This is a genomic window from Ornithinimicrobium pekingense DSM 21552, assembly GCF_000421185.1.
Taxonomy (GTDB): domain Bacteria; phylum Actinomycetota; class Actinomycetes; order Actinomycetales; family Dermatophilaceae; genus Ornithinicoccus; species Ornithinicoccus pekingensis.
Map to the genome: position 1 here is coordinate 1 of NZ_ATWJ01000007.1, position 23,244 is coordinate 23,244.

The 23,244-nt window shown below is 70.6% G+C and carries 11 protein-coding genes and 2 rRNA genes; 10 read left to right on the forward strand and 3 right to left on the reverse strand.

Annotated features, from left to right (window positions below; translation table 11 throughout):
• The first annotated feature begins 58 nt into the window (after nucleotides 1-58).
• The 7 genes from K330_RS0102170 to K330_RS0102200 all read left to right on the forward strand — a co-directional run bounded on the left by K330_RS0102170 (nucleotide 59) and on the right by K330_RS0102200 (nucleotide 16,883).
• Nucleotides 59-3,187 (forward strand): 23S ribosomal RNA (locus K330_RS0102170).
• 93 nt (nucleotides 3,188-3,280) lie between these two features.
• Nucleotides 3,281-3,397: ribosomal RNA gene (gene rrf / locus K330_RS0102175) — 5S ribosomal RNA — on the forward strand.
• Nucleotides 3,398-3,448: 51 nt separating this feature from the next.
• A complete protein-coding gene (locus K330_RS0102180; protein WP_051145434.1) occupies nucleotides 3,449-4,585 on the forward strand; it encodes an NADH:flavin oxidoreductase/NADH oxidase in 1,137 nt (378 codons plus the stop codon).
• Nucleotides 4,586-4,594: 9 nt separating this feature from the next.
• Nucleotides 4,595-6,982 carry a 6-phosphofructokinase gene (locus K330_RS18585; RefSeq protein WP_022920218.1) on the forward strand — a complete coding sequence of 796 codons (2,388 nt, stop codon included), beginning with the start codon at nucleotides 4,595-4,597 and terminating at the stop codon, nucleotides 6,980-6,982.
• Between the two features lie 133 nt (nucleotides 6,983-7,115).
• The gene (gene pulA / locus K330_RS0102190) at nucleotides 7,116-12,845 is read left to right on the forward strand and encodes a pullulanase-type alpha-1,6-glucosidase (RefSeq protein WP_022920219.1); all 5,730 of its coding nucleotides are present in this window, start codon (nucleotides 7,116-7,118) and stop codon (nucleotides 12,843-12,845) included.
• 15 nt (nucleotides 12,846-12,860) lie between these two features.
• On the forward strand, nucleotides 12,861-15,545 hold the full coding sequence (pulA, locus tag K330_RS0102195; protein WP_022920220.1) for a pullulanase-type alpha-1,6-glucosidase: 2,685 nt from the start codon (nucleotides 12,861-12,863) through the stop codon (nucleotides 15,543-15,545).
• Nucleotides 15,546-15,680: 135 nt separating this feature from the next.
• Complete coding sequence (locus K330_RS0102200) at nucleotides 15,681-16,883, forward strand: S8 family peptidase (RefSeq protein WP_022920221.1); 1,203 nt, start codon at nucleotides 15,681-15,683, stop codon at nucleotides 16,881-16,883.
• Between the two features lie 52 nt (nucleotides 16,884-16,935).
• Here the strand turns inward: K330_RS0102200 and K330_RS0102205 are convergent, their stop codons facing one another.
• Nucleotides 16,936-17,523: a winged helix-turn-helix domain-containing protein gene (locus K330_RS0102205; protein WP_051145435.1), complete on the reverse strand. Its 588-nt coding sequence runs from the start codon at nucleotides 17,521-17,523 to the stop codon at nucleotides 16,936-16,938.
• 181 nt (nucleotides 17,524-17,704) lie between these two features.
• On the opposite strand from K330_RS0102205, the gene rplM reads away from it, so the two are divergent.
• Nucleotides 17,705-18,148 carry a 50S ribosomal protein L13 gene (rplM, locus tag K330_RS0102210; RefSeq protein WP_022920223.1) on the forward strand — a complete coding sequence of 148 codons (444 nt, stop codon included), beginning with the start codon at nucleotides 17,705-17,707 and terminating at the stop codon, nucleotides 18,146-18,148.
• Nucleotides 18,149-18,163: 15 nt separating this feature from the next.
• Nucleotides 18,164-18,664 (forward strand): 30S ribosomal protein S9, encoded by a 501-nt coding sequence (rpsI, locus tag K330_RS0102215; protein ID WP_022920224.1) that lies wholly within the window; start codon nucleotides 18,164-18,166, stop codon nucleotides 18,662-18,664.
• Between the two features lie 99 nt (nucleotides 18,665-18,763).
• Here the strand turns inward: rpsI and K330_RS0102220 are convergent, their stop codons facing one another.
• A complete protein-coding gene (locus tag K330_RS0102220) occupies nucleotides 18,764-20,488 on the reverse strand; it encodes a S8 family serine peptidase (RefSeq protein ID WP_022920225.1) in 1,725 nt (574 codons plus the stop codon).
• Nucleotides 20,489-20,730: 242 nt separating this feature from the next.
• Here K330_RS0102220 and glmM point away from each other — a divergent pair, with 242 nt between their 5' ends.
• A complete protein-coding gene (glmM, locus tag K330_RS0102225; protein WP_022920226.1) occupies nucleotides 20,731-22,083 on the forward strand; it encodes a phosphoglucosamine mutase in 1,353 nt (450 codons plus the stop codon).
• 55 nt (nucleotides 22,084-22,138) lie between these two features.
• Here glmM and K330_RS0102230 read toward each other — a convergent pair whose 3' ends face one another.
• Nucleotides 22,139-23,242, reverse strand: a complete 1,104-nt coding sequence (locus K330_RS0102230; RefSeq protein ID WP_156875655.1) for a MauE/DoxX family redox-associated membrane protein — start codon at nucleotides 23,240-23,242, stop codon at nucleotides 22,139-22,141.
• Nucleotides 23,243-23,244: the final 2 nt, after the last annotated feature.

Genomic DNA, 23,244 nt, shown 5'->3' on the forward strand with positions numbered 1-23,244 from the left:
CCGGGGTGGGCCTGGTCGTATGTTGAGAACTGTACAGTGGACGCGAGCATCTTTGTGGCTTTAAGTTTTTAAGGGCGCACGGTGGATGCCTTGGCACCAGGAACCGAAGAAGGACGTAGGAATCTGCGATAAGCCTCGGGGAGTCGATAACCAGACATTGATCCGAGGATTTCCGAATGGGGAAACCCGGCAGGCTTCATCGCCTGTCACCCGCACCTGAATATATAGGGTGCGTGGAGGGAACGTGGGGAAGTGAAACATCTCAGTACCCACAGGAAGAGAAAACAACATGTGATTCCGTGAGTAGTGGCGAGCGAAAGCGGAAGAGGCTAAACCTGGTCTGTGTGATACCTGGTAGGGGTTGCAGATCGGGGGTTGTGGGATTGCGTGTACCAGTGCTACCACGCTGGTGCGGAGTAAGAAATCGAGGGTATAGACGAAGGGTCTGGAAAGGCCCGGCAGAGTCGGTGACACCCCGGTAGTCGAAATGTCCTCGACTCCGTATCGCATCTCCCAAGTAGTACGGGGCCCGAGAAATCCCGTACGAATCTGGCAGGACCACCTGCTAAGCCTAAATATTCCCTGGTGACCGATAGCGGACAAGTACCGTGAGGGAAAGGTGAAAAGTACCCCGGGAGGGGAGTGAAATAGTTCCTGAAACCGTGTGCCTACAATCCGTCGGAGCTGGTCTGCGGACTGGTGACGGCGTGCCTTTTGAAGAATGAGCCTGCGAGTTAGTGCTCAGTGGCGAGGTTAACCCGTGTGGGGTAGCCGTAGCGAAAGCGAGTCCGAACAGGGCGTGTGAGTCGCTGGGTCTAGACCCGAAGCGGAGTGATCTACCCATGGCCAGGGTGAAGCGCGGGTAAGACCGCGTGGAGGCCCGAACCCACTTAGGTTGAAAACTGAGGGGATGAGCTGTGGGTAGGGGTGAAAGGCCAATCAAACTCCGTGATAGCTGGTTCTCCCCGAAATGCATTTAGGTGCAGCGTCATGTGTTTCTTGCCGGAGGTAGAGCTACTGGATGGCTGATGGGCCCCACCGGGTTACTGACGTCAGCCAAACTCCGAATGCCGGTAAGTGAGAGCATGGCAGTGAGACTGCGGGGGATAAGCTTCGTAGTCGAGAGGGAAACAGCCCAGATCACCAGCTAAGGTCCCTAAGCGTGTGCTAAGTGGGAAAGGATGTGGAGTTGCGAAGACAACCAGGAGGTTGGCTTAGAAGCAGCCACCCTTGAAAGAGTGCGTAATAGCTCACTGGTCAAGTGATTCCGCGCCGACAATGTAGCGGGGCTCAAGCACACCACCGAAGCTGTGGCAGTGACACAGTGCTCGGCCTGTCCCTTCGTGGGGTGGGTCCAGGCGTGTTGCTGGGTAGGGGAGCGTCGTGTCGCGAGTGAAGCATCCGAGTGATCGAGGTGTGGACGCGACACGAGTGAGAATGCAGGCATGAGTAGCGAATGAGGAGTGAGAAACTCCTCCGCCGAATAACCAAGGGTTCCAGGGTCAAGCTAATCTGCCCTGGGTAAGTCGGGACCTAAGGCGAGGCCGACAGGCGTAGTCGATGGACATCCGGTTGATATTCCGGAACCGGCGAAGAACCGCCCAGTACCGAATCACGTGATGCTAAGCGCCTGAAGCCTCCCGCTGTATCTCACCTTCGGGTGAGGTGCTGGGGGGTGGAACGCGTGACCCGAGCGTGTAGTAGGTAAGCGATGGAAGGACGCAGGAAGGTAGCCTCCGCGTGGCGATGGTAGTCCACGTCCAAGAGCGCAGGACCGGGGAGTGGTAAGTCCGCCCCAGCAGTGTCCGAGGCTTGATGGTGACCGTGTATGCGGGAAGTAGGGTGATCCTATGCTGCCTAGAAAAGTTCCTAGCGAGGTTCGAGCCGCCCGTACCCCAAACCGACTCAGGTGGTTAGGTAGAGAATACCAAGGCGATCGAGTGAATCGTGGTTAAGGAATTCGGCAAAATGCCCCCGTAACTTCGGGAGAAGGGGGGCCCGAGGCGTGAAACCCTTCACGGGTTAGCGTCGACGGCCGCAGAGACCAGGGAGAAGCGACTGTTTACTAAAAACACAGGTCCGTGCGAAGTCGCAAGACGATGTATACGGACTGACGCCTGCCCGGTGCTGGAACGTTAAGGGGACGGGTTAGCCGTAAGGCGAAGCTCTGAACTTAAGCGCCAGTAAACGGCGGTGGTAACTATAACCATCCTAAGGTAGCGAAATTCCTTGTCGGGTAAGTTCCGACCTGCACGAATGGCGTAACGACTTCTCCACTGTCTCAACCACGAACTCGGCGAAATTGCACTACGAGTAAAGATGCTCGTTACGCGCAGCAGGACGGAAAGACCCCGGGACCTTTACTATAGCTTGGTATTGGTGTTCGGTACGGCTTGTGTAGGATAGGTGGGAGACTGTGAAGCGGGCACGCCAGTGTTCGTGGAGTCATCGTTGAAATACCACTCTGGTCGTTCTGGATGTCTAACCTCGGTCCGTGATCCGGATCAGGGACAGTGCCTGGTGGGTAGTTTAACTGGGGCGGTTGCCTCCTAAAAGGTAACGGAGGCGCCCAAAGGTTCCCTCAGCCTGGTTGGCAATCAGGTGTCGAGTGTAAGTGCACAAGGGAGCTTGACTGTGAGACAGACATGTCGAGCAGAGACGAAAGTCGGGACTAGTGACCCGACGGTGGCTTGTGGAAGCGCCGTCGCTCAACGGATAAAAGGTACCCCGGGGATAACAGGCTGATCCTGCCCAAGAGCTCATATCGACGGCATGGTTTGGCACCTCGATGTCGGCTCGTCGCATCCTGGGGCTGGAGTCGGTCCCAAGGGTTGGGCTGTTCGCCCATTAAAGCGGTACGCGAGCTGGGTTTAGAACGTCGTGAGACAGTTCGGTCCCTATCCGCTGCGCGCGTAGGAAACTTGAGGAGAGCTGTCCCTAGTACGAGAGGACCGGGATGGACGAACCACTGGTGTGTCAGTTGTTCTGCCAAGAGCACCGCTGATTAGCTACGTTCGGACGTGATAACCGCTGAAAGCATCTAAGCGGGAAGCACACTTCAAGATGAGGTTTCCATGCCCCTTAGGGGTGAGAGGCTCCCAGCTAGACTACTGGGTTGATAGGCCGGATGTGGAAGCACAGTAATGTGTGGAGCTGACCGGTACTAATAAGCCGATAACTTAAACAACAAAGATGTTACGCGTCCACTGTACGGTCTCTCGAGATACGAACACCCCCCACCAGGCGTGGGCCCGGGATGGTTCGAAGAACTCGATAGTGTTACGGCGGTCATAGCGTCAGGGAAACGCCCGGTCACATTCCGAACCCGGAAGCTAAGCCTGACAGCGCCGATGGTACTGCACTGGAGACGGTGTGGGAGAGTAGGACACCGCCGGACTCAACTTTGTACTGTGCCCCCGTTCGAGGAGACTCGAACGGGGGCACAGTCATGTCCGGCCCTCGGAGTGGCAGACTGAGGCGCGTGACGCCGTTGATCTTCGAAGCGCTGACCCTCCGGGGGCTCACCGTGGCCGGCAGGGTGTGGGTGTCACCGATGTGTCAGTACTCCTGCCGCCCGTCAGAGCCAGGGTTCGTCAACGACTGGCATCTTGCGCATCTCATGAGCTTCGCGGTCGGGGGAGCGCCGATGGTCATGACGGAGGCCACCGCGGTCACCAGCACCGGGCGGATCTCGCCCTGGGACGCGGGGCTGTGGGAGGACCAGCACGTCGCGGGGTGGCACCGGATCGTGCACCAGCTGCACCACGTGGGCACCCCGGTGGGGATCCAGCTGTCGCACGCCGGCCGCAAGGCCTCGGTGTTCCCGCCCTTCGACCCGCGCTCCGGGAGCGTCCCGCGCGACGAGGGTGGCTGGGAGAGCGTCGGCGCGGGGGAGGACCCCTTCGGGCGGTACGCCGCACCTCGCCGCCTGGGCGTCGGCGAGATCGAAGGCATCGTCACCGCCTTCGCGCAGGCGGCGCGCCGGGCGGTCGGCTGCGGCTTCGACGCGGTGGAGGTCCATGCCGCGCACGGTTACCTGCTGTCCCAGTTCCTCAGTCCTCTGGTCAACACGCGCGACGACGACTACGGCGGGTCCGAGGAGCGGCGCAGCCGGCTGGTCCTCGACGTCGTCGACGCGGTCCGGTCCGTGCTCCCCGACCGCGTCCCGTTGCTGGTGCGGCTCTCGGCGACGGACTGGAGTCCCGATGCGCCCGGGGGCGTCGAGGGTGACCTCGAGCGGACCGTCGCCCTGGCGCGGCGCCTGCAGGATCGTGGGGTGGACCTGCTCGACATCTCCAGCGGGGGCAACGTGCCCTCACCCAGCGTCCCGGTGGGGCCCGGCTACCAGACACGTTTCGCGGCCGCCGTCAAGGATGCGGTTCAGATCCCGGTGAGCGCGGTCGGGCTCATCACGCAGGCACGCCAGGCCGAGCACGTGCTGGCCACCGGACAGGCGGACGTGGTCTCGATCGGGCGGGCCGCCCTGGCCGACCCACGGTGGTGGCACCGTGCGGCCCACGAGCTGGACCACACGCTGTCCTGGCCGCCCCAGTACGCGCGCGTCGTCGACAGCCAGGTCTACTGAGAAGCATCGATGACCAGCACGCAGCCCCGGCCCCCGTCCGGTCACCCCGCCCCGGTCGGTCCCGCCAGGGCCTCGGGTGCGGACGGCCCCCGCCCGGCGCGCGTCGGGATCCTCACCTCCGGTGGGGACTCGCAGGGGATGAACGCCGCCGTACGGGCGGTCGTGCGCACGACGCTCACCCTGGGTGGCGAGGCCTTCGCCGTCCACGAGGGCTGGGCCGGCGCGGTCGCCGGTGGGGCTCAGATCCGGCAGCTGGGCTGGGACGACGTCGCGGGTGTCCTGCACCGCGGCGGCACCGTGCTCGGGACGGCACGCTGCGCGGAGTTCCGCGACCGGGCTGGTCGTCGCGCGGCAGCCGGCAACCTGGTCCGGCGGGGGATCGACCGGCTGGTGGTCATCGGAGGTGACGGCTCCCTCCGGGGCGCGGAGGAGCTGCGCCGCGAGTGGCCGACCCTGCTGGACGAGCTCGTGGCGTCCGGGGAGGTCTCCGGGCACGACCGCCTGTCGCACCCCCGGCTCCGCGTCGCGGGGCTGGTGGGGTCGATCGACAACGACATGGCGGGCACGGAGATGACCATCGGTGCGGACAGCGCGCTGCACCGCATCTGCGCCGCGCTGGACGGGCTGCGGTCGACCGCAGCCAGCCACCAGCGCACGTTCGTGGTGGAGGTGATGGGCCGGCACTGCGGCTACCTGGCGCTGATGGCGGCGGTCGCCGGCGGCGCGGACGCCGCGCTGGTGCCGGAGGCGCCCCCGGCGGAGGGGTGGCAGGACCTGCTCGTGCGGCGGCTCCAGGCGTCCCGGGCCGCGGGGCTGCGCGACCTCATCGTCATCGTCGCCGAGGGTGCGGTTGACCGTCTCGGGCGACCCGTCCGGAGTGCCGACGTCGGGACGCTGCTCACCGAGCGCCTGGGCGGCGAGGGATCGCGGGTCACCGTCCTCGGGCACGTGCAGCGCGGTGGGCGGCCCTCGGCGTACGACCGATGGATGCCGACGCTCCTCGGCCACGCCGCTGCCCAGGAGGTGCTGGGCGACGGCGACCTTCCTGCCGTCGTGGTGGGTGTGCGGAGCAACCGGGTCACGCTGACGCCGCTGCCCGAGGCCGTGCGTGCGGTCGACGCGGTGCGCGAGGCGGCCGAGAAGGGCGACTTCGACGTCGCCAGGGCGGCCAGGGGCCGCTCCTTCGCCACTCTGAGCGCCTCTCTGGAGGATCTCTGCACGCCCCCGGGGCTGCTGGGCGCCGTGGGTGAGGAAAGGCCGACGGCCGCGACGGCCCTGGTCGGGGGAGCCAGCACGGGCGGGCAGGGCCCGGGAGGTGGGGATGGGGCGCAACCGGTCCCTCGGGCGCGCCGCGTCGGTGTCCTGCACGCCGGCGGCCCGGCCCCGGGGATGAACGCGGTGGTGCGGGCGCTCGTGCGCTCGGCAGCAGTCGGCGGCACCCGGGTGGTCGGCGTCGTGGGCTCCGTGCCGGCACTGGTCTCGGGCCCGGTGCGCGAGCTGGGGTGGGCGGAGGTCGACGACTGGATCGACCTGCCGGGGGCCGAGCTGGGCAGCCGGAGGACGGTGCTGAGGGCCGAGGACGCCGGTCGGGTCGCCGCGACGGTGGCCGAGCACCGGCTGGACGCGCTCGTCCTCGTCGGGGGGATCGAGGCCTACCGTTCGGCCGCGGTGCTGGACGCGGCCGCCGCGCAGCACCCCGCCCTGCGCCTGCCGACGGTGTGCCTGCCCGCGGCGATCGACAACAACCTGCCAGGGACGGATCTGTCCGTCGGTGCCGACACAGCCCTGAACACGGTCGTGGAGGCGCTCGACCGGCTGCGTTCCTCCGCCTCGGCCGCCCGCCGGTGCTTCGTGGTGGAGACGATGGGCGGCCCCTGCGGCTACCTGCCGATGATGGCAGGTATGGCCGCGGGGGCGGAGCGGGTCTACCTGCCGGAGGACAGGATCACGATCCACCGCCTGGCGCGTGACGCGGGACAGATGACCGAGGCCTTCGCCGGGGACCGGACGCAGTGGCTCGCGATCCGGGGCGACCAGTCCTCCGCGTCCTACACCGCCGACGTGCTGGCCAGGATCTTCGAGCAGGAGGGTGGGGACCTGTTCGACGTGCGGCAGACCGTGCTCGGGCACGTGCAGCAGGGAGGCGTGCCGACACCCTTCGACCGGCTCCTGGCCACCCGTCTGGCACAGGTGGCGCTGGCCGAGGTCGACCGCCGGCTGGCCGCGGGGCAGAGCGGGGCGTGCTTGGTGGGCGAGGTCGGTGGCCGACCCACGGTGACCCCGATCGACCGGCTGGAGGTCGAGCTGGACGACCGGGCCGACCGCCCTCGGCGGCAGTGGTGGCTCGAGCTCCGGACGGTGCACGAGCGGGTGGGCGGCCGGGCGGCGCGCGCGTGACCCGAAGGCCGGGTCCTCGGGTGTGGCGGCCCGACATCACGGTTGTGCAAAACATTGCAGCGCGTTGTTGTCCTGCAGACAGGAGCGACCTAGTGTCCTGGTGTCCCTCCGCACGTCCCCGTAGGAGTCCGCAGTGTCGCGTCGTCTGGTCCTGGCCGGTGTTCTCACCGCCTCTCTCTTCGTCCCGACCGCCGCGGGCCAGCCGTTCGTCGCCAGCTCGGCGGCGGCTCCGGGGCAGACGGCCGCCGCCCGCACCGTGACCCTGGTCGGCAGCCTGCAGCAGGAGCTCGGGTGCCCGGGCGACTGGGAGCCCGCCTGCGAGGCCACTGCGCTGGAGCCGGTCGAGGGGAGCGGCACGACCTACCGGGGCGTCTTCGAGGTGCCCGAGGGGAGCTGGGAGTTCAAGGTCGCCCTGGACGGCGGGTGGGAGGAGGACCACCCGGCCGCGAACCTGCCGCTGGTGCTGGAGGGGCCGGCCTCGCTGGAGTTCACCTTCGACGACGAGACGGACCGGGTCGGTGTGGCCCCGGCGGAGCTGGAGGGCCCCGCCGCCTCCGCCGACAAGGACCTTGCCCGGGACAGCCTGAGGCAGCCGGTGACCCGCGAGCAGTACTACTTCGTCATGGCTGACCGGTTCGCCAACGGCGACCCGTCCAACGACACGGCCGGCATCGAGGGGGACCGGCTCGACCACGGCTTCGACCCGCAGGACAAGGGCTTCTACCACGGTGGCGACCTCGCCGGGATCATGGACCGTCTGGACTACATCGAGGGGCTGGGGACCACCGCCATCTGGCTCACCCCGAGCTTCAAGAACCGCCCCGTGCAGGGCAGCGGGGACAAGGCGAGCGCCGGGTACCACGGCTACTGGGTCACCGACTTCACCCAGATCGACCCGCACCTGGGCACGAACCAGGAGATGGGCGAGCTTATCGACGAGGCGCACGCGCGGGGGATGAAGGTCTACTTCGACATCATCACCAACCACACCGCCGACGTCATCGACTACGAGGAGGGTGAGTACGGCTACATCGACAAGGCCACCGAGCCCTACCGCGACGCAGCCGGCAACGCCTTCGACGACCGCGCCCACATCGGCGAGCCGTTCCCGCTCCTGGACCCCGAGACCTCCTTCCCCTACACCCCGGTCTTCCGCACCGAGGCGGACGAGACGGTCAAGGTGCCGGGCTGGCTGAACGACCCCACGATGTACCACAACAGGGGGGACTCCACCTGGGCGGGCGAGTCCAACACCTACGGCGACTTCGTGGGCCTGGACGACCTTTTCACCGAGCGCACCGAGGTCGTCGACGGGATGGTCGACATCTACTCCACCTGGGCCGACATGGGGATCGACGGCTTCCGGATCGACACGGTCAAGCACGTCAACCTGGAGTTCTGGCAGGAGTTCAGCCCGCGCGTCCTCGAGGCCGCGCGTGAGGGCGACGAGGACTTCTTCATGTTCGGCGAGGTGTACGACGGCAACCCCGAGTACCTGTCGACCTTCACCACCGAGGGTCAGCTCCAGGCCGTCATCGACTTCGGCTTCCAGGGACGGTCGATCGACTTCGCTAAGGGCCGCCCCACGACCGACCTGCGCACCTTCTACGCCCAGGACGACTACTACACCGACGCGGACTCCAACGCCTACCAGCTGCCGACCTTCACCGGAAACCACGACATGGGCCGGGCGGCCATGATGCTGGCCAAGGACTTCTCCGGCGACGAGCTGCAGGAGCGGGTCGAGCTCACCAACGAGCTGATGTTCCTCACCCGCGGCCAGCCGGTCGTCTACTACGGCGACGAGCAGGGCTTCATCGGGTCGGCCGGTGACAAGGACGCCCGGCAGGACATGTTCGCCACGCAGGTGGACAGCTACGCCAGCGAGCCGGTCATCGCTGCCCCGTCCGGTTCGAGGGACCGCTACGACACCACGCACCCTCTCTACCAGCAGATCGCCACCCTGGGCGCCCTCACCCAGGAGCACCCGGCGCTCGCGGACGGGGCGCAGATCCACCGCTACGCCAGCGCGGACGCGGGGGTCTACGCCTTCTCCCGGATCGATGCCGACGAGCTGGTCGAGTACGTCGTGGTAGCCAACAACTCGACACAGAGCGCGACCGCGTCGGTCCCGACCTACGGCGAGAGGACCCAGTTCACCGGCATCTACGGCGACACCGCCCGGATCAGGACCGGCACCGACTCCCGGCTGGCTGTCGAGGTCGCCCCGCTCTCGGTCGAGGTCTACCGGGCCGGCAAGGCGCTCACGCCGCGCCAGGAGGCCCCGGCGGTCTACCTCGACTCGCCCTCCGCGGGTGGTGTCGTCGGTGGCCGCGCCGAGATCGGCGCCTCGGTCCCCGACCATGTCTTCGCCCAGGTCACCTTCGCCTTCCGTCCCGTCGGTACGCAGGACTGGACCGTCCTCGGGACCGACGACAACGCGCCCTACCGCGTCTTACACGACGTCTCCGGTATGCCGCACGGCACCCTGCTGGAGTACCGCGCCATCCTCCAGGACTTCTCGGACAACCTCTCCGCCTCTTCGACCTACGGCGTCGTGGGTGATCCTGCCCCCGGTGGCGGCGGGGGTGGCGGCAGCGACCCGGTCGGCCCGGTCGAGCAGCCCGACGCGGTGTCCGTGCCCGGCAGCCACAACTCCGAGATGGGTTGCCTGCCCAACCTGGGCCAGGATGGCGACTGGGAGCCGGGATGCGAGCAGGCCCAGCTGTCGCTGGACGCCAAGGACACGGTCTGGAAGGGCACCTACGACCTCGCCGCGGGCGACTACGCCTACAAGGCCGCCATCAACGGCAGCTGGGACGAGAACTACGGGGCCGGAGGTGCGCCGGGCGGGGCGGACATCCCCTACAGCACCGACGGCGGCCCGGTGACGTTCTACTACGAGCACGCCCGTCACTACGTGGCCTCCGACGCCGAGGGCCCGATCATCACGGCACCCGGCTCGATGCAGTCCGAGCTGGGCTGCCCCGGTGACTGGGACCCCGGCTGCATGCTGCCCTGGCTCGTCGACCCGGACGCTGACGGCACGTATACCTTCTCCACCACGCAGCTGCCGGTCGGGAACTACCAGGTGAAGGTCGCCCACGGTCTGGCCTGGGATGAGAACTACGGGGCCGGTGGCGCCCCGGGCGGCGCCGACATCGGCTTCTCCGTGCCGCGCCCCGGAGTCGTGACGTCGTTCAGCTACGACCTCGAGACGCACCTGCTCACGGTGACCACGTCCGAGGCCGGCGTCGCACCCGACCTGCGGTCGGCCAAGGGGCACTGGCTCGCGCCGGACCTCATCGCCTGGCCGGCCGACGGCGTCGAGTCTCCCGAACTGACCGACTGGCGCCTGCACTGGTCCCCCGACGGGGGGCTGGCCGTGGACGCCGAGGACGTCACCGGCGGCTCCTCGGCCCCGCTCACCTACGACCCGGCCGGCCTGCCGGACTCGGTCATCGAGGACTTCCCGCACCTCGACGGCTATGTCGCCCTGAGGCTGGACAAGAAGCTGGCCAAGCAGGCCGGCGAGATCCTGCAGGGCCAGGTCGCCGTGGCGATGTACGACGACCTCGGCCGGCTGCAGGACGCCACCGGCGTCCAGATCCCCGGCGTGCTGGACGCCCTCTACGCGGACAGGGCCAGGCGGACCGCATACGGGGTCTCGTGGCGCGGACCCAACCCGACCCTGACCCTGTGGGCCCCCACCGCCCAGGACGTCGACCTCCTCCTCTGGCCGGAGGGTGGGACCGGAGACCCGCAGCGCGTGGAGATGAGGCGCGGCGGGGACGGTTCCTGGACGGCGAAGGGCACAAAGTCCTGGACCGGTATGGAGTACCTCTACGAGGTGGACGTCCACGTCCCGTCCACGGGGCAGGTCGAGACCAACCTCGTCACCGACCCCTACTCGGTGGCGCTGACGCTCAACTCGCAGCGATCGGTCATCGTGGACCTGGACGACCGCCGCTGGCAGCCGCAGCTGTGGCGCACCGCCACGGCACCCGCGCTGGAGGACGAGGTCGACCAGACGATCTACGAGCTGCACGTGCGCGACTTCTCGATGGCCGACCCCGACGTGGAGGAGGAGCTGCGCGGCTCCTACCTGGCGTTCGCCGAGGACGGCTACGGTCGTCGGCACCTCGAAGAGCTGGCCGACGCCGGGATGAACACCGTGCACCTGCTGCCGACCTTCGACATCGCCTCGATCGAGGAGGACCCTGCGGAGCAGACGACCCCCGACTGCGACCTGGAGAGCTTCGCCCCCGACAGCGCGGAGCAGCAGGCGTGCGTCATGGCGCAGGCCGACACCGACGCCTTCAACTGGGGCTACGACCCGTGGCACTTCATGGCCCCCGAGGGCTCCTACGCCTCGACCGCGGAGGCCGCCCACGGGGGCGAGCGGGTCGCGGAGTTCCGCACCATGGTCGGCGGTCTGCACGACTCCGGGATGCGGGTGGTGCTGGACAAGGTCTTCAACCACACCGCACAGTCCGGGCAGGGCGAGAAGTCCGTGCTCGATCGGATCGTGCCCGGCTACTACCACCGGCTGAACGCCACGGGCCAGGTGGAGACCTCCACCTGCTGCCAGAACGTCGCGACCGAGCACCAGATGGCCGAGCAGCTCATGGTTGACGCCGTCGTGACGTGGGCCCGCGACTACAAGGTCGACGGCTTCCGGTTCGACCTCATGGGCCACCACTCGCGCGAGAACATGGAGGCGGTGCGGGCGGCGCTCGACGAGCTCACCCTCCGTCGGGACGGCGTCGACGGCTCGCAGGTCACGCTCTACGGCGAGGGCTGGAACTTCGGCGAGGTGGCGGACGACGCGCGCTTCCACCAGGCCACCCAGGGCCAGCTCGACGGCACCTCGATCGCGACCTTCAACGACCGGCTCCGCGACGGTGTGCGCGGCGGCGGGCCGTTCGACGACGACCCGGGCAAGGAGAAGGGCTTCGCCAGCGGCGGGACCAGCGACAACGACACCGACCTGGTGCAGGTGGGTCTGGCGGGCAACCTGCGCGACCTCACCCTGCGCAGTCAGGAGACCGGCGAGGTCGTCACCGGGGCCGAGATCTCCTACAACGGGGCGCCGGCCGGGTATGCCGAGCACCCGGACGAGATCGTCAACTACGTGGACGCCCACGACAACGAGACGATCTTCGACGCTCTCACCTTCAAGCTGCCGCAGGATCTGCCGATGGAGGACCGGGTCCGGCTCAACACCGTGGCGCTGTCGACGACGGCGCTGTCCCAGTCGGTCAGCTTCTGGCACGCCGGGGCGGACCTGCTGCGCAGCAAGAGCCTGGACCGCAACTCCTACAACAGCGGTGACTGGTTCAACGTGCTGGACTTCACGAGGACGGACAACGGTTTCGGCCGCGGGCTGCCGCCGGAGGGTGACAACAAGGACAAGTGGGAGATCATACGGCCGCTGCTGGCGGACGCCTCCCTCAAGCCGGAACCTGCCCACATCGAGCAGGCCTCGGTGATGGCCCAGGACCTGCTGCGGCTGCGGTCCAGCACCGAGCTGTTCCGTCTGGGCGACCCCGACCTGATCGAGCAGAAGGTCAGCTTCCCGGTGTCCGGCACCGAGCACGGCGACCCACAGGTGATCGTGATGCACATCGACGACACGGTCGGTACAGACGTAGACCCCGGTCTGGACAGGGTGGTGGTGGTGCTCAACGCCTCCGGCGAGGCCGTCGACCAGCGGGTGCCCGGCCTGGAGGGTGAGCGCTTGGAGCTGTCGCCGGTGCAGGCGGAGGGCGCCGACGACGTCGTCCGGCAGACCGTCTGGGACCCGGCCACCGGCACGGCTCACGTGCCGGCCCGCACCGTCGCTGTCCTCGTGCAGCGCTGACCGCATGAGCGGACCGTGACGACCTCGAGGGTCGACCTGCTGCGGGCCCGGGCGTACTGGCTCACCCGGGACCTGCTGGCCTTCCCCGAGCATGCGCTGCCCGGAGGCACCGCCGCCGAGGACCTCGGGTGGAGCCTGGGCGTGGCGCCGGAGGGCGGTCTCGACCCCGCCCGCCCGGAACCTCCTCAGGAGCTGCCGCTGCGGCTGGCCGACGGCGCCCTGCCGCGCTCCGTCGCAGACGCCTTCCCGCACCTGGCTGCCTGTCACCCGCTGCACCTGACGCCGACGGACGCAGCCCGAGCCGAGACGCTGCTCACCGGTCAGGTCGTGCTGCTCGGCCGGACGAGTGAGGGCCGTGTCGTGGTCGCGACCTCGCTGCAGGTCGCCGGGGTGCTGGACGACCTCTACGCGGCCCGGGCGGGCACCCGGACGCTCGGGGTGAGCTGGGCCGGTGGAGGAGGCGGTGCGCGCGTGCCGACGGTGACGGTGTGGGCGCCGACCGCCCGGTCGGTCGAGCTTCTGCTCTGGCACGAGACACCACCCGTCGGGCACGAGCGGGCGTGGACGCCGTCGGGCCGGCCCGAGACGGTCCCGATGACGCGCGAGCCCGACGGGACGTGGAGCGTGACGGGCACGACCCGGTGGGCGGACCGGTGCTACCAGCTCCAGCTCGAGCACGTGCTGCCGCGGACCGGGCAGCGTCGGCGCGTCCGCAGCACCGACCCGTGGTCCGTCGCCCTGGCGATCGGCTCCTCCCACTCGGTCATGGTCGACCTCGAGGACCCCGCCTGGGCCCCGGAGATCTGGAGCGGGACGCCGGTGCCTCCGCTGCACCGGGCGGTCGACCAGGTCATCTACGAGGTGCACGTGCGTGACCTCACCCGTGACGACCCCGAGGTCGTCCCCGGCCTGCGGGGGTCCTACCTCGGCCTGCGCGAGGGAGGAGCCGCCCACCACCACCTGGGTGCCCTGGCCGAGGCCGGGCTGACCACGGTCCACCTGCTGCCCGTCTTCGACCTGACCTCGGTCGAGGAGGACCCCGCGCTGCGGGTGGAGCCCGACCCGTGCCGGCTCGCCGAGCTGACCGCCCAGGACCCGGCGGGCACCGGGCAGCAGGCGCTCGTGCGGGCCACCGCGGACCGGGACGCCTTCAACTGGGGCTACGACCCCTGGCACTTCCTCGCCCCCGAGGGGTCCTACGCCTCCACCCCGGCCTCGGCGTACGGCGGGCGCCGGGTCGCGGAGGTCCGGGCACTGGTGGGGGAGCTGCACCGCCTGGGCCTGCGGGTCGTGCTCGACCAGGTCTACAACCACACGACGGACTCCGGCCTGCACCGGGCGTCGGTGCTCGACCGCGTGGTCCCCGGTTACTACCACCGGCTCGACGGGGAGGGCCTGGTCGAGACCTCGACCTGCTGCCAGAACCTCGCGACCGAGCACGCGATGGCCCGCAGGCTGATGGTGGACGGCTGCGTGCTCTGGGCCCGGCACTACCGCGTGGACGGGTTCCGCTTCGACCTCATGGGCCACCACAGCCGTGCCGACCTGGAGGAGGTCCGCGCCGCCCTGGACGCGCTCACCGTCGACGAGGACGGCGTGGACGGCCGAGCGGTGCACCTCTACGGCGAGGGCTGGGACTTCGGCGAGGTCGCGGGCAACGCGCGGTTCCACCAGGCCGTGCAGGGGCAGCTGGACGGGACGGGGATCGGCACCTTCGACGACCGCCTGCGCGACGCGGTGCGGGGCGGTGGCGCGCACGACGACGACCCGCGCACCGGGCTGGGCCTGGCGACGGGAGGGACGGACCCCCGCACCGTCGACCAGGTCCAGGTCGGGCTGGCGGGCGGGCTGCGCGACCTGGCCTTCCGGTCGCAGGCGACCGGCGAGCCGGTGACCGGAGGAAGCCTGATCCACGGTGGCCGCCCCGTCGGCTACGCGTCCTCCCCCGAGGAGGTGGTCAGCTATGTCGACGCCCACGACAACGAGACGCTGTGGGACATCCTCACCCTCAAGCTGCCGCCCGGCACACCCATGGCCGAGCGCGTGCGGCGCAACACCCTCGCGCTCGCCGCGGTGACCCTGTCCCAGGGGGTGCCGTTCTGGCACGCGGGCACCGAGGTCCTGCGCAGCAAGAGCCTGGACCGTAACAGCTACGACTCCGGAGACTGGTTCAACCGCCTCGACTACACGCTGCGCGACAACGGGTTCGGTCGTGGCCTGCCTCCCGCCCCGGACAACCACCACCGGTGGCCGCTGCTCGCCCCGCTGCTGGCCGACCCGTCCCTGCGGCCGACCCCCGCGGACATGGCGACCGCCCGCGACGGTGCCCTGGACCTGCTGCGCCTGCGGCGCGACCTGCCCCTGCTCCGGCTGGGCAGCGCCGGGCTCGTCCTGCAGAAGGTCTCCTTCCCGGTCTCGGGGACTCCGCACGGCCGTGCCGACGTGGTGGTCATGCTCGTCGACGACAGCGGACCCCCGACGGTGGACCAGGCCTGGTCCGGGCTGCTGGTCGTCCTCAACGCGGCCACCGACGTGGTGGCCCTGCCGCTCCCCGCGCTGCGGGGCCAAGGGTGGCAGCTGGCGCCGGCGCAGCGGGACGGCGCGGACCCGGTGGTCCGCCGCACCCGGTGGGACACGGGCGCCGGCGTGCTCACGGTGCCCGCGCTCACCGCCGCGGTGCTGGTGCGTCCCCGACCCTGAGGGCAGGGCAAAGGCCGGGTATGGGAAGTGTTCGGACGTGGTCAAGAACCTTGCCGAGCCCCGTCACCGGTTCTCAGGATGGTCCGCGTGTCACGCCGATGTGGCTGACATCACACGACTCCGAGGAGCTCCCCCATGACCGTCCGTCCCCGCACGCTCGCCGCGCTCGCCGGCGCAGCAGCACTGGCCCTGACCGCAGCCCCTGCGGCCACCGGCGCCCCGACCGTTCCAGCCGCGTCCGCCGGCGCCTCGACCTACATCGTCCTGCTGGAGGCCGGGGCGCAGGCGTGGACGCCGGGCGCGGACCAGGGCGCCGCACGGGCCGAGGTCGCGACGGCGACGGCGCGCGAGGTGGCCGCGGCACAGGCCCGGGGGCTGCACGTCGAGCGGACCTACCGCACGCTCGGCGGCTACGCGGCGACGATGACGCCGGCGCAGGCCCGCAGCCTCGCGGCGGACCCGGCTGTCGCCTCCGTGGAGCGCGACGGCGTCGTCACGCTGTCCGCAGACCAGCAGGGCGCCACCTGGGGCCTGGACCGCATCGACCAGCGCTCGCTGCCCCTCGACGGCGTCCACCGCTACACCGCGACGGGGGCGGGGGTGGACGCCTACATCCTCGACACCGGCATCCGCAGCACCCACGCCGACCTCGGCGACCGCGTCCAGGCAGGCGCAAACTTCGCCAGGGGCAAGAACACCACGGAGGACTGCAACGGGCACGGGACCCACGTCGCGGGCACCGTGGGCGGGAGCACCTACGGGGTGGCCAAGGGTGTCAACCTCGTCCCGGTGCGCGTCCTCGACTGCCGCGGCTCCGGCACCTGGTCCGGGGTCATCGGGGGTATGGACTGGGTGGCCGAGAACGCCTCCGGCCCGTCCGTGGCCAACATGAGCCTGGGCGGCGGCGCCAACGCCTCCATCGACGACGCGATCGCGCGGATGACCGGCGCCGGGGTGACCACCGTGGTGGCCGCCGGCAACGAGAACACCGACGCCTGCACCACCTCGCCGGCGCGGGCGCCCAGCGCCCTCACCGTCGCTGCCAGCGACAGCGCCGACCGGCGGGCCTCCTTCTCCAACTACGGTTCCTGCGTCGACCTCTTCGCCCCCGGCGTGGGCATCACGGCGGCCTGGCACACCGGTGACACGGCCACCAACACCATCTCCGGCACGTCCATGGCCTCGCCGCACGTCGCGGGCGTGGCGGCACTCGTGCTGCAGGGCAGCCCCGGGGCCAGCCCGGCACAGGTGGAGAGCGCGATCGAGGGCGACGCGACGAGCGGTGCCGTCAGCGGGACCGCAGGATCGCCGAACCTGCTGCTGTTCAGCGACCGCTGAGCCTCCCGGGCCACGCCGGCCCCCGTCCCCGCACCTGGGGGCGGGGGCCGCCTCACGCGTGCCGGTCCACCGGGAGCGCGCAGGTGTAGACCACGACCCGCTTGGCCGCCGGGTTGCCCTGCCCGACGCGGCGGTAGCGCTCCAGCACCTCCAGCAGCTCGGCCCGCAACGCCGTCGCCTGCTCGGCGGTGACCTGCACGGTGTGGTCCTCCAGGCCGCAGACCTGCTGCCACGTCAGGCCCCACTCCGCCCGCGCACGCAGCCAGGCGTGCGCCCGGTCGCCGAAGTGCGCCAGGTAGTCCTGGGCGAGCCAGTCCACGGCCTGGGCCTCGTCCTCGTCGAGCGGCTCGTCCTCGGACCTGCCCAGCGCGACCGCGGCCTCCGGCAGCGGCGCGGCACGCCATACCCGGCGTCGGCCGCCCCCGGTCCCGGTGTCCTCGACGAGCCCGACCTCGGCCAGCCTGCGAAGGTGGTAGGACGTCGCGCCCGTGTGCGTGCCCAGGGCCGCGGCCAGCTCGGTGGCGGTCGCCTGCCCGTGCACGCGCAGCTCCGCCAGCAGCCTGCTGCGCAGGGGGTGGGCCAGCGTCCGCAGCGCCCCGCGTCCGTCGGAGGGCGGTGCGGGCTGGGCAGGGCGGGCCATGCCGGACACCCTAACCACCGCCCCGGTAATGCACAATTGTTGTGCACACTTCGGTTGCAGAGCGGGTCGCGCAGCCCCGTGCGAGGCCGCTGACCTGCGAAGACGGGCGTTTTGGGTCGTGCTCGGGGACGCCGGTAGACTGGACCAGTTGCCCATCCATCCGACTACGAAGGTTTGCACCGTGCGTACCTACACCCCCAAGGCCGGCGACGTGACACGCGCCTGGCACGTCATCGACGCGACGGACGTCGTCCTGGGCCGCCTCGCGTCCCAGACCGCGATCCTGCTGCGCGGCAAGCACAAGACCATCTTCGCCCCGCACGTGGACACCGGTGACTTCGTCATCATCGTCAACGCGGACAAGGTGGCGCTCACCGGCGCCAAGCTGGAGCAGAAGAAGGCCTACCGCCACTCCGGCTACCCGGGCGGCCTGCGGGCCGAGACCTACGAGCAGCTGCTCGACAAGCACCCCACGCGCGCCGTGGAGAAGGCCGTGCGCGGCATGCTCCCCAAGAACTCGCTGGGCCGTCAGATGCTGACCAAGCTCAAGGTCTACGCCGGTGACAGCCACCCGCACGCGGCCCAGAAGCCCGTCCCGTTCGAGATCTCCCAGGTCGCGCAGTAAGGAAGCTGACGAAAGATGACTGACAACGACTTCAGCGCCGAGACCGGCGAGTTCGACGAGAACTCCCTGTCCGAGTACACCACCGAGTCCTCCTCGCCCGTCGAGGCCGCGGCCCGCCCGTCCGCCTCCGCGCCCGGCGCCGGCACCGGCCGCCGCAAGCAGGCCATCGCCCGCGTGCGCATCGTGCCCGGCACCGGGGAGTGGAAGATCAACGGCCGCACCCTGGAGGAGTACTTCCCCAACAAGGTGCACCAGCAGATCGTCAACGAGCCGCTGACCGCCCTCGAGCTGGACGGCGCCTACGACGTGCTCGTCCGGGTGCACGGCGGTGGCCCCTCCGGCCAGGCCGGGGCCGTCCGCCTCGGCGTCGCCCGCTCGCTCAACGGCGTCGACCCCGAGCTGAACCGCCCGACCCTGAAGAAGGCCGGCCTGCTCACCCGTGACGCCCGCGTCCCCGAGCGCAAGAAGGCCGGCCTGAAGAAGGCCCGCAAGGCGCCGCAGTACAGCAAGCGCTGATCGCCCCGTCCGGCGGACGGCGCTAGACACCGGCGAGGGCCGGCGGGAGCAGCAGCTCCCGCCGGCCCTCGGCGTCGGTACGGCTGTCGGCGGGCTGCCTCAGCGCATCGACACGTCGTCGATGAGGAACGACGTGGCCAGGGTGACGTCCTCGGCGGCCACGAAGCGCAGGGTCACCGTCTGCCCGGCGAACTGCGACAGGCTCACGCTGCGCTGCACGTAGCCGCTGGAGGCGTTGAGGTTGGACCAGGTGCCGAGCACGGTCGTCGCGCCGCCGGCCACCACCTGCACCTGCATCCGGTCGTAGGCCGACGTGCGCGTCGTCTCGGCGGTGACGACCCGGAGCCAGAAGTCGAGCGTCGCACCGGTCGAGGGGACGCTGACCTGCTGGGTGATGGCCTCGGTGCGCGTCTGCCCGTACCCGACGAGCCACGCCTTGGTCGACCCGGTGCGCGCGGCATACCCGCCGGAGCCGATGGTGCCGGTGTCACCGCTCCACCCGGTCGTGCCGCTCTCGAAGCCGCCGTTGGTGACCCCGCCGGTGGCGGGCGGCGGGTCGGTGGGGGTCGAGCCGCCGCCGGTCAGGGCCAGGGTGTGGAGCAGGCGGTTGGGCGTGCCCGAGCCGGGGCTGGTGACCCGGCCGGTGGTCGCCGCCCCGGTGACGGCCGAGGCCACCTGGGAGGGGGAGGCGGAGGGGTTGCGCTGCAGGTAGAGCGCGACCGCCCCGGCGACGTGCGGCGATGCCATCGAGGTGCCGCTGATGCTGTTGGTCGCGGTGGTGGACGTGTGCCACGCCGAGGTGATCGAGCTGCCGGGGGCGAACAGGTCCACGCAGCTGCCCCAGTTGGAGAAGCTGGAGCGGGCGTCCGAGGTGGTCGTGGACGCCACGGTGATCGCCGCTGCCGCCCGGGCGGGGGAGACGTTGCACGCGTTCTGGTTCTCGTTGCCGGCGGCGACCACGACGGGTATGCCGCGCGCGACCAGCCGGTCGACGGCCGCGTCGAGGGTGGTCGAGGCGCCGCCACCCAGGCTCATGTTGACCACGGAGGGTCGGGGGGCGTTGGTGGCGACCCAGTCCATCCCGGCGATGATGCCCGACGTGGAGCCGCTGCCGGTGCAGCCGAGCACCCGCACCGGGACGAGGGTCGCGCCCTTGGCCACGCCGTAGGCGGTGCCACCGACGGTTCCGGCCACGTGCGTGCCGTGGCCGTTGCAGTCCTCGGTGCCGCGCCCGTCGCTGATCGCGGTGTAGCCGGCGGCGGTCCGGCCCGAGAACTCGCCGTGCGAGGTGCGGATGCCGGTGTCCACGACGTAGGCGCGCACGCCCTGGCCCGTCGCGTCGTAGGTGTAGCTCCCGTCGAGCGGCAGCGTGCGCTGGTCGATGCGGTCCAGGCCCCACGTGGCGTTGTTCTGCGTGGCCTCGACGGAGATGACCGCGTCCTCCTCGACATGGGCCACCGCAGGGTCCGCCCGCAGCTCGGCCAGCTGGGCAGGCGTCAGGCGGGCCGCGTAGCCGCCCAGGGCCGTGTAGGCGTGGTCGACCGTGACTCCCCGGGCGCGGGCGCGGGCCACCTGGCGCTCGGTCGCGGCGCGGACCGCCTCGTGGGCCCGGGCCGCGGCCTTCTCCGACGGCCCGCCCTTGGCGGCCCGCGGCGTCTGGAGGACGACGATGTAGGACCCCTGGATCACGGCGTCCTGGTCGGCGTGGACCAGCGGTGCGGGGGTGTCGGGACGGTCCGGTGCGGCGACGGTCGGGCCGGTGAGCCCGATGGTCAGGGCCAGACCGGTGAGCGCGGCCAGGGTCCTTCGACGGGTGGGGTGCATCCGTGTGCTCCTTGGTGAGGACGACGGCGCCGCCTCGTCGCGGCGCCTCCGACAGCCTCGACCGTGGAGCACCGCCGTGGCGAGCACTCCTGTGCAACCTGTACCCAATCCTGACCGGATGCTGACCGGGGCTTGGCGAACTCTTGACGCTGCGGGAGTCCCGGGCCCGCCGCCGCGTACGTCATACTCGTGGGGGCCCGCTCCGCCGGGCCGCACGGACGAAGGAACGAGAAGAGGCACCAATGGCACGACTGTTCGGCACCGACGGGGTGCGAGGACTGGCCAACAAGGACATCACCGCCGAGCTCGCCCTGGACCTGTCGGTCGCGGTGGCGCACGAGCTCAGCGGCCAGGGAGCGTTCGGCGGTCACCGCTCGACGGCGGTCGTGGGTCGCGACCCGCGGGCCTCCGGCGAGTTCCTGTCGATGGCGGTCATGGCGGGGCTGGCCTCGGCCGGTGTGGACGTGCTGGACGCGGGCGTGCTGCCCACGCCGGCGATCGCCTACCTGACGCAACGGATGAACGCCGAGATGGGCGCGATGCTGTCCGCCTCGCACAACGCCATGCCGGACAACGGCCTGAAGTTCTTCGCGCGGGGCGGGCACAAGCTGCCGGACGAGATCGAGGACCGGATCTCCGGGCGCCTGGGGTCGGCCTGGGAGCGCCCGACCGGCCCCGCCGTCGGACGGATCCGTCCCTTCCCCCGCGGTGCGGAGTTCTACATCGAGCACCTGCTCACGGCCGTCCCGGGTCGGCTCGACGGCCTGCGGGTGGTGATCGACGGTGCGCACGGCGCGGCCTCGGTCGTCGGCCCGGAGGTCTTCCGCCGCGCCGGCGCGACCGTGGACGTCATCGGCGGCGAGCCGGACGGTCTGAACATCAACGACGGCTACGGGTCCACGCACGTGGCCCAGCTGCAGGAGGCGGTGCGCCTGCGCGGCGCCGACATGGGCGTCGCCTTCGACGGTGACGCCGACCGGTGCCTGGCCGTGGACGCGCACGGCCACGAGGTGGACGGCGACCAGATCATGGCGATCCTGGCGCTGTCGATGCGCGAGCAGGGGCGCCTGGCCCAGGACACGCTCGTCGCGACCGTCATGAGCAACCTGGGGCTGATCCAGGCGATGCAGGCACAGGGGATCCACGTGGTGCAGACCGCGGTGGGCGACCGTTACGTGCTCGAGGAGATGCGGGCCCGGGGTTACTCCCTCGGCGGGGAGCAGTCCGGGCACGTCATCATGCTCGAGCACGGCACGACCGGTGACGGCGTGCTCACCGCCCTCGCGCTGGCCCAGCGCGTGGTGTCCTCCGGCACGCCCCTGCACGAGCTGGCGGCCGTCATGACCCGGCTGCCGCAGGTCCTCGTCAACGTGCGCGGCGTGGACAAGAACCGCGTCGACTCCGACGAGGCCGTCCAGGCCGACGTCGCGGCCGTCGGCCAGGAGCTGGGGGGCCAGGGGCGCGTGCTGCTGCGCAAGTCCGGCACCGAGCCGGTCGTGCGGGTCATGGTCGAGGCGGACACCGAGGAGCGGGCCCGGGAGTATGCGGACCGCCTCGCCTCGGTGGTCAGCGAGCGGCTCTCCCTGCACGCCTGATCCTGCCGACGGGCGGGGCGGGGCGGTGCGCGGCGGGGCGTCGGAGGCGTGCGCCTCAGCGTGCCGGCTGACCCTCCGGGGCGGGCTGCCCCGGGGTGGGCGCCTCTGCGAGCTGCCGGGCGATCTGAGCGACGAGCTCCTCGATCTCCTCGACCCCGTTGACCGGGCCCCCCGCGAGCAGCCCGTCGGCGCCGAGGAGGACCGCCGCGGGGCTCGCTCCGGCCCGCAGCGCGTCGTAGACGGTCGAACCCGGGTCCCACCACACGCCGCCCGTGCCGGCCAGGCGCTCCTCCTCCCAGGGGCGGTGCGTGTGCACGAGCTGAACGCCCAGCTGGGGGAGCGTCTCACGCCAGCGGGGCAGGCGCGCCACCGACTCGAACGTCGGTCCGCACCAGCAGTTGACGAGGACGAGCAGCTGGGCCCGGTCCCGCACCAGGCGCCGCAGCGGGACGACGTCCAGGTCCTCGGCGAGCAGGACACCGTGCGGGACGGGGGTGCGCTCGTAGTCGTCGAGCTCGTCCGGCTCGTCGTCAGAGCTGGCGGCCGTGGGGCGCGCCGTCGGTGCTGGGGCGGGCGGCGTGCCCGCGCGCGCACCCCGGGTCCGGCGCCGGCGCGGGCTCGGCCCCGACGGGGCGGTCCGGGCGCCACCACCGAGGACCAGGACGGCCACGGTGGCGAGGACCACCGTCATCGCCAGCCACAGCACGTCGCCCGCGTCGTAGGTGCGCACCAGGGCCGCGGCCGGGGTGCCCTCCACCGCCAGCCAGGCGGTCACCACGGCCAGCGCCAGGAGGAGGACGTTGCGGGTCACCGTCCGCCCGTTGACCCGGTGGTCCCCCACGCGTCCGAAGCAGCCGCAGGTGGGGCGCGGGTCGAAGGTCATCGCGCGGGCGATGACCAGGAGGAAGGCGGTGAACAGCCCGAGCGAGGCCGCCGCGCCGACGGCGTAGGTCCACCGCCAGGGTGTCAGGAGGAGCGCCGCCGTGACGAGCTCGACCACGGGCACCGCCCGGGGCACGAGGCGGTGGCCCAGGACGGCGGGCAGGCGCAGCAGCGCGATCATGCTCGCCGTCGACCCCGGGTCGCGCAGCTTGGCGACCCCGCTGAGGACCAGCACGGCCACGAGCGCCAGCGGCGCCGACGACAGGGCCGGAAGCATGG